This window comes from Neobacillus niacini NBRC 15566 (genome assembly GCF_001591505.1).
Lineage (GTDB): Bacteria > Bacillota > Bacilli > Bacillales > Cytobacillaceae > Neobacillus > Neobacillus niacini.
Genome location: NZ_BCVA01000091.1, coordinates 1 through 7,641, shown reverse-complemented (window position 1 = coordinate 7,641; position 7,641 = coordinate 1). Strand labels below are relative to the sequence as shown.

Genomic DNA, 7,641 nt, shown 5'->3' with positions numbered 1-7,641 from the left:
AAAACACTCGCACCACAAGAAGGATTAGTCCTCAATAGAGGGCTTTGAGGACAAAACACCCGACCCACCAGAAGGATATGTCCCCAATGAAGGGTCTTGCGGACAAAACCTCGCTCCTCAAGAAGGATCTGTCCTCAATAGAGGGCTTTAAGGACAAAACACCGACCCACCAGAAGGATATGTCCCCAATGAAGGGTCTTGGGGACAAAACACTCGCTCCTCAAGAAGGATATGTCCTCAATGGAGGGTCTTGGGGACAAATCGATCGTTCCGCCAGAAGGATATGTCCTCAATAAAAGGACTTTCTAGTTTCCGACAATAAAAAAACGTAAGGAGAAATGCTCCTTACGTTTTTTTGTACTCTATTTATTGTTCTATTACTGCTTTTGTAAACCGTCTTTCCCAAGGCTTTGTCAGCCATCTTCTTAGGGCGAAGCAGCCTCGCAGCCACTCATCTGCCCCTTGGGCAAGCCATATGCCTAAAAGTCCCAATCCATAATGGACGCCTAATAAATAACTTAACGATACTGCTACTCCCCACATGGAAATAATACCGATAATAACGGGAAACCGAACATCCCCCGCAGACTTTAATGAGTTCATTAAAACAATATTCATGGCTCTTCCAGGTTCAACGAAAACGATCGCCCATAAAACAGGAAGTCCAACCAGAATGATTGCTGGATCCTTTGTAAATAAATCCAATATCCTGTCCCCGCCTAAGGCGATGACGAATGATGTCAATGTTGAAGCAAGCATAGCTATCTTCAAGGTACGAATTCCGCGTTTTAAGGCACGATCAAATTGTTTACCGCCAATATATCGAGCTACTAAAATCTGAGTTCCCTGGGCAATCGCAACGGTGAATAAAAAGCATAGCATGCTGATGTTTAAAATATATACTCGTCCTGCTAAGGAAGCAGTACCCATCCCTACCACAAAGCTAGTAATGACCACTTGAGATAATTGGTAAGAAAGATTTTCTCCCGCAGACGGAATCCCAATCTCGAGCAGCCCCCGAATATCTTCTTTCTTTGCATTAAAAATGTCCTTAATGACTATTTTTAAAGAAAGTCTATTATATAACAAATATAATAGAGCACAGACAGCATAGGCTCGCGCTGCGAAGATTGCCCATGAGACACCTGTCACACCTGTAACCGGAAGCCCAAAAATTCCAGTAGTTGCAATGACATTTCCGCCAATACTTATTAAATTCATATAAACAGTGACCATCATCGATTCCTTGGTGTATCCATGACTGCGAAGAATCGCACTTAAAGCCAGTGATAAGGATTCAAAAAAGAGTGAGAGCGCACATATTCGGACAAAAGTAAGACCATAGTCGAAAACCGCACCATGAATATCATATAATCGTAGCAGCGGTTCTCCTAAAATAAAAACAAAAATGGCAATACATATACCAAACCAGAAATTCAATCCAAATACGGAATAGGATAACTGCCTGGCCCTCTGGAGTTTTCCCGCACCAAGGTTTTGACTGATTAAAACTGTTGCGCCAATAGATGTGACATTAAAAACCAAAATGAAGATATTAAGCAGCTGGTTGGCTATGCCGACACCCGCTACGGCTTCATCTGAGTATTGACTTAACATTAACGTAGCCACAATCCCCATACCTAAATGAAGTGCCAGCTCAATAAAGAGCGGCCAGGTAATACTGAATAAAGATTGATCTTGATATTTATTTTGTTGTTCTTCCACGATAATCTCCTGATCCTGCATAGTATTTTAAAAAGTATGATTAATTTTACTCCTATATGAAGGATTTAGGAATAGGAAAATGATGTTCGTCGCTTTTATACTACTCTTTCATGAATGGAAAAATAATAAGATTGTTATAAAGCATTGGATTTGCTATTTTTAAACTATAAGTATACTAAAATGGGAGACATCCATGATCATAAAAAGAAATCTAAATCGGTTTTTGTTAATCCTCATTTTTTGTTTATTGATCTCTTTGGAGGCTGCTGATCTTTTATTACCTAATTTATTTCATTCAATAAAAATAACGAGTTATGTAACCATTGCCATATATACGGCAGCCATTTGGTTCCTGTTCCTTCTTACAAAAGAGTTTTATCAAAAGACAAAAGAACTTCAAAAAAGTCAGCAAAGAATGAAAAATATCTTTGATACGCTGGACGTCGCGATATGGTCCCATGATTTAAAGAATGACACTCTATTAATTACCCCTGGCATTGAAAAGTTATATGGATACAAGCTGGAAAACTTCTATGAAAATAATAACCTTTGGAAAGAGGTTATCTATCCAGAGGATTTGTATGTTTTAGAAGAAAGGGAACAGAAAATAGCCATCGGTGAAAATGTGACCAGTCAATATCGTATTATTCGCCCTGATGGAGAAGTTCGCTGGATTCAGGATAGCGGGATACCGACCTTCGATTCAAAAGGAGACTTTGTCGATTTTAGTAGTGTGTTATTCGATATTACGGATCGGAAAGAAAGTGAAGGCCTTTATCAAAGTTTAGTAGAGATGTCACCTGATATTATTGCTGTCGTTTATGACGGAAAAATTGAATATATTAATGAAGCGGGTTTTAAATTAATTGGAGCCGAAAGTCAGGAGCAAGTGATTGGTCAATCCGCTAAAAATTTTGTCTCCTCTCAAATTACGGATTTAATTAAAACGAAAGTTTTCTCCACTGCTAAGGTGGAGAATGAGAGATATAATTTTGAATTTCAAGTTAGGCGAATTGATGGTGTAAATATAGATGTTGAGATGGCGGCTAGGTCTATTCTTTACGAAGGTCGATTTGCCGTGCAGGTAGTGGGCAGAGATATTACCCAAAGGAAAAAGTCAGAACAAACGATAAAATTTATGGCCTATTATGATACATTAACGGGTTTGCCCAATCGCAATCAGTTTAAAAATCATCTTAATGATGTTTTACGCCAACAAGAAAATAAAATGCACGCTGTTTTGTTCTTAGATTTAGACCGTTTCAAAATTATTAATGATACGAAGGGTCATTCGGTTGGTGATCATGTTTTACAAAGGGTTGCAGGCAGATTACAGGAAGCAGTTCAAAATGAAGGACTTGTTTCCAGACAAGGCGGGGATGAATTTATTATCGTCCTAGAAGATGTAAACAAGGACACTACTTCACGAGTAGCGAATCGGATTCTAAATGAATTTTCATACCCAATTGAAGTGGGGAATGATGAATTTTATGTCACGCCAAGTATTGGTGTCAGTCTCTATCCATCAGACGGCGGCGATGAAGAGACACTAATTAAAAATGCAGATACAGCTATGTACCAAGCAAAAGAACGCGGGAAAAATAACTATCAATTTTACTCAATATTCTCGGGTGGAATTTCGACGTGGAAAATGAAGTTAGAGAATTGGTTAAGAAGAGCAATGGAGCAGAATCAAATAATGCTCTATTATCAGCCACAGTTCGATTTAGTTACAGGTAAAATAGTTGGAGTCGAAGCATTAATTCGTTGGAACCATCCTGAATATGGCTATATTGCACCGTCTGAATTTATTCCATTGGCTGAAGAAACAGGACTCATAGTTCCGCTGGGCAAATGGATATTAAGAGAGGCTTGTGAACGGAGAAAAGCATGGAAGGATGCAGGTTTCAGTGATTTTCCTATTGCCGTAAACGTTTCTGTACGTCAATTTCAGGATGAGCAATTCATTCAATATATTGCGGACATGCTTAAGGAAGTTGAACTTGAGTCAAATGATTTGGAACTTGAAATTACGGAAAGTCTCATGCAAAACCTTGAAAACTCCACCATCATTCTGAATCAATTAAAGAGTCTGGGCGTTCTGTTATCGGTAGATGATTTTGGGACAGGCTACTCTTCTTTAAGTTATTTGAAACATCTGCCCATTGATAAAATTAAAATTGATAAATCCTTCGTTGACGATATAATCAATCATTCTAATCAAGGAATGATGGTAAAAACGATCATTGATATGGGTGTCAATTTAAAATTTACTGTCATTGCGGAAGGAATCGAAACAGAAGAACAGGTTAAGTTTTTAACACGGAATGCTTGTCAAATTGGACAAGGCTATTACTATAGCAAACCATTATCTGCTGAAAAAATGGAGAAATTTTTATTAAAAGAAAAGGGTAAAACTCAATTATAAAGCTAAATATTTCAAAAAAGGGACCTTCATTTTAGAAGGTCTTTTAATTTCCCCATTTCAATTGGACGGTTAAGGTACAACAGTGCATGTAACTGCCAGGGGCAGGTTGTGTTGTAAGTTCAAAGGTCACCCCGGTTGGTGTATATCTTGTCTTCACAGGTACTTTTAGACCAATCGTTTTTATTAACCGATCCACTTCGGCCTGGTTTCCTTGTTGAGCAGCCGTCATTAACTTAACGTCAAAACCCGCATCGCCTAACCGGTCTAACAGGACACTTCCCTGGGCCATTAATAACCGATAGGATTTTATGGACTTTGTAAAAACATTTACATCCACCTGCGGATATTGCCTGCTTATGGGGTAGTGGTAATGGTAACCAGGGTAAGCGGCCTGCTGCGGGTAAGGATAGTGGTAATAATACATCATAATGCTCCTTCCATATTCGGTACACAGGGCATTATACGATATGAGATTTAGACTATTTTGGTTACATGGTAAAAGCGCCTGGAATTTCGAACTCCAAGCGCTTTTTACCTTCTTAAAATATTTGAACATCGCCGCTAGAAACGGAGACATTTATTTCATTTTTCCCGGAACCATGTGTTCCTTGTAGGTTTTTATTATCCGTTCCACTGCTGGTTAAAGGGAAGTCACTGGAAATATTCCCGCTGCTGACTTTTCCATTTAATTTGAAATCTGCATCATCTGGCAAATCGAGCTTTACATGACCTGAGCTAAGGTCAATATCAATGGAATCATTCAATTGATCCACTTTTACAGAGAACCTTCCAGATGAAACATCTGCATTTAGTGCTCCGGAATAGTGGTTAATCTCCAGGTTTCCTGAGCTAAGGTCAAAACTACCTGTTTTCGTATGCAAAGTATCGATTTCTACATTTCCTGAAGATCCATCATGGATAAATTCGTTCACTTCTAAATGATCAATCTTAACATTTCCAGAACCAATATCTAGAGAAAGGTCATTTAATTTCATTAACTTCCCAGAGAAAATTAAGGTTCCAGACCCAATCTGGATGTTCATATTACGATCATAATCCTTAGGAACATAAATCTTTAACTGTCTTTTTTCGGAAAATGAGAACCAGTTAAACATTTTCCGTTTCGTTTCCACTACGATTCTGTTTCCTGTTTCTTTCACGATAAGTGAGCCTTTACCTGTTAAAATTGCTTCAACATTATCCCGATCTTCTGGAATAATCGTTGCTCTGACTCCGGCCACATTGATATCGATGGCTTCGATCTTATTGGAAAGTTCAGCACTTCGATCCTTATTTCCCCCAAAAGCAAAACCATCGAACTGGAATGACTGATTAAAAACTATATATAGTCCTGTGATGATTAAAAGTGTAATCACTATTCTTTTCATCTAAAATCCCTTCCCTTTCCTTGTTATAGCTTCATCATAAGTGATTTCTCAAAAACTACCAATGAACCAGAGAATTATTTATTTCTAAGACTTGAGAAGTATAGTGAAAAATATGATATCCTTTGTAATGGCAGAAAAACAGAATATGAGCTTGGAGAGAAGAATCATGTTGCAGAAGATAAATAAACAACTAGAAAAAATCATGCCGTTCATTACTCCGACAAGTGTAGTAATGGGGGTTTTACTTTCAATCTATATAGAAGACTTCTCCTATTTAATCCCTTGGATATTTGCGTTTATGACATTTGCAGGAAGTTTAAACTCAAATTTCAAATCTTTATCAGATGTCGTTAAGCATCCGCTTCCAATATTTGCAGCGATGGTGTTACTACATATCCTAATGCCAATATGGGCATGGGGTGTCGGTCATATCACGTTTCAAGAGGATATTTTTACAATAACAGGCATAGTGCTAGGCATGGCCATTCCTACTGGAATAACCAGCTTTATGTGGGTTTCAATTTATAAAGGAAATATCCCGTTGACCTTATCTATTATCCTTATCGATACGATACTTTCTCCGTTGATTGTACCGTATTGTTTGTCCTTCTTAATAGGTGAGAAAATTGAAATGGACTTTATGAGTATTATGCAAGGATTGCTTGGAATGATTGTGCTGCCTTCGATTCTTGGAATGTGGTTGAACCAGAGCACAAAAGGGAACTTTACGAAAAGGTTAAGTAGTACATTAGCGCCTTTTTCAAAAATATGCCTTGGCGTTGTTGTCATGCTAAATGGTGCGTTAATCGCTCCTTATCTAAAAAATATCAATCTAAAATTAATTGGAATTATACTAGTGGTCTTTTTTATTGCATTAACTGGTTATCTCTTTGCGTTTCTAATCGGCAAACTAATTAAAAGTGAACGGGATACAGTTGTTTCCTTGACTTTTTCAGGTGGAATGAGAAATATAAGTGCCGGAGCTGTTATTGCTGTTACCTATTTTTCACCGGCTGTTGCTTTACCGGTCGTTGTCGGTATGCTATTCCAGCAAATTCTCGCTTCCTTAGCCGGCAGCTTTTTGGCCCGTTATTATGATAAGAAAACAATTTACTTTGAACAGAGTCATAGGGTTTAACATGTTGACACTTCCTAAATGAGAAGTGTCTTTTGTTTTAAAAAACGGAGGTAACGGGAAAAGTAAAGGGGTAAAATAATTATTGACATGAAACCAAATGGTTTTATATACTCAAGAAGTGAAACCAAATGGTTTTATATTAATTGTTGAAAGTGGGAGAAATCATTGGAAAATACATTACAAGATATTAAACAGACTGTTGTCATTAACGCACCAATACAAAAGGTATGGGAGCAGGTTTCGTCTGCAGAGGGTATGTCTGCATGGTTTATGCCGAATGATTTCAAACCGGAAGTGGGAGCGGAGTTTCATTTACAATCTCCATTCGGTCCATCTCCATGTAAAGTGACTGAATTTAATCCTCCTCATTCGCTTTCGTTCAGCTGGGATACAGAGGGTTGGTTTTTATCGTTTAGTTTAAAGGATTTGGGGGATAAGACAGAGTTCACCGTTATTCATGGAGGATGGCCACAATCTGACGCAATCATTGGCAAGGCCAACCAAAAAGCTTCTGATATTAGAAATCATATGGCTCAGGGATGGGCTGGTATCGTTCAAAAACTGCGTACACTTTTGGAGAGCTAAGTGTCATCCTCTGCACAAAAGCATGATGTATTTCAAGCGATTGCTGACCCCACTCGAAGAGAAGTATTAAGATTACTTGCGGAAAAAGAACGCCCCATCTCAGAAATAACTGCCCATTTTCCAATGAGCAGGACAGCCATTGCTAAACACCTTCAAGTACTTTCAGAAGCTGAACTCGTTCATGGACAAAAGGTAGGACGAGAGAAGATTTACCGGCTTCAACCTGAGCCGCTGACAGAACTTAAGCAATGGCTTTCGTTCTACGAAAAGTTCTGGGAAAATAAGCTTTCGATTCTTAAACATATTGTTGAAAACTCTGAAGATCGTAGGTTACAGGTTATAAAATCAGAAGAAACCGACAAAAATTGAACTGACCC

General features: G+C 38.3%; 7 protein-coding genes. 4 read left to right on the top strand and 3 right to left on the bottom strand.

What is annotated here, in order from left to right:
* Nucleotides 1–366 precede the first annotated feature (366 nt).
* Nucleotides 367–1,725: an MATE family efflux transporter gene (locus tag BANA01_RS28610; protein WP_411835062.1), complete on the bottom strand. Its 1,359-nt coding sequence runs from the start codon at nt 1,723–1,725 to the stop codon at nt 367–369.
* A 193-nt stretch (nt 1,726–1,918) separates the two neighbouring features.
* Here BANA01_RS28610 and BANA01_RS28605 point away from each other — a divergent pair, with 193 nt between their 5' ends.
* Nucleotides 1,919–4,153 carry a sensor domain-containing protein gene (locus BANA01_RS28605; RefSeq protein WP_063255653.1) on the top strand — a complete coding sequence of 745 codons (2,235 nt, stop codon included), beginning with the start codon at nt 1,919–1,921 and terminating at the stop codon, nt 4,151–4,153.
* 43 nt (nt 4,154–4,196) lie between these two features.
* Here BANA01_RS28605 and BANA01_RS28600 read toward each other — a convergent pair whose 3' ends face one another.
* Nucleotides 4,197–4,580: a YuzC family spore coat inner layer protein gene (locus tag BANA01_RS28600; RefSeq protein WP_157411918.1), complete on the bottom strand. Its 384-nt coding sequence runs from the start codon at nt 4,578–4,580 to the stop codon at nt 4,197–4,199.
* Between the two features lie 112 nt (nt 4,581–4,692).
* A complete protein-coding gene (liaG, locus tag BANA01_RS28595; protein WP_063255651.1) occupies nt 4,693–5,541 on the bottom strand; it encodes a LiaG family protein in 849 nt (282 codons plus the stop codon).
* Nucleotides 5,542–5,707: 166 nt separating this feature from the next.
* Between liaG and BANA01_RS28590 the strand changes: the two genes are divergently transcribed.
* The 3 genes from BANA01_RS28590 (at nt 5,708) to BANA01_RS28580 (ending at nt 7,633) form a co-directional block, all read left to right on the top strand.
* Nucleotides 5,708–6,679, top strand: a complete 972-nt coding sequence (locus BANA01_RS28590) for a bile acid:sodium symporter family protein (RefSeq protein WP_063255650.1) — start codon at nt 5,708–5,710, stop codon at nt 6,677–6,679.
* 165 nt (nt 6,680–6,844) lie between these two features.
* Entirely contained in the window at nt 6,845–7,264 is a 420-nt protein-coding gene (locus BANA01_RS28585; RefSeq protein WP_063255649.1) for an SRPBCC family protein, read from the top strand.
* A complete protein-coding gene (locus tag BANA01_RS28580) occupies nt 7,265–7,633 on the top strand; it encodes an ArsR/SmtB family transcription factor (RefSeq protein WP_063255648.1) in 369 nt (122 codons plus the stop codon).
* The last annotated feature ends 8 nt before the right edge of the window (nt 7,634–7,641 follow it).

Bases quoted from the DNA above. Each gene is read 5' to 3' on its own strand.
- BANA01_RS28600 (WP_157411918.1), bottom strand. From the start codon at position 4,580: ATGATGTATTATTACCACTATCCTTACCCGCAGCAGGCCGCTTACCCT.
- BANA01_RS28590 (WP_063255650.1), top strand. From the start codon at position 5,708: ATGTTGCAGAAGATAAATAAACAACTAGAAAAAATCATGCCGTTCATT.
- liaG (WP_063255651.1), bottom strand. From the start codon at position 5,541: ATGAAAAGAATAGTGATTACACTTTTAATCATCACAGGACTATATATA.
- BANA01_RS28605 (WP_063255653.1), top strand. From the start codon at position 1,919: ATGATCATAAAAAGAAATCTAAATCGGTTTTTGTTAATCCTCATTTTT.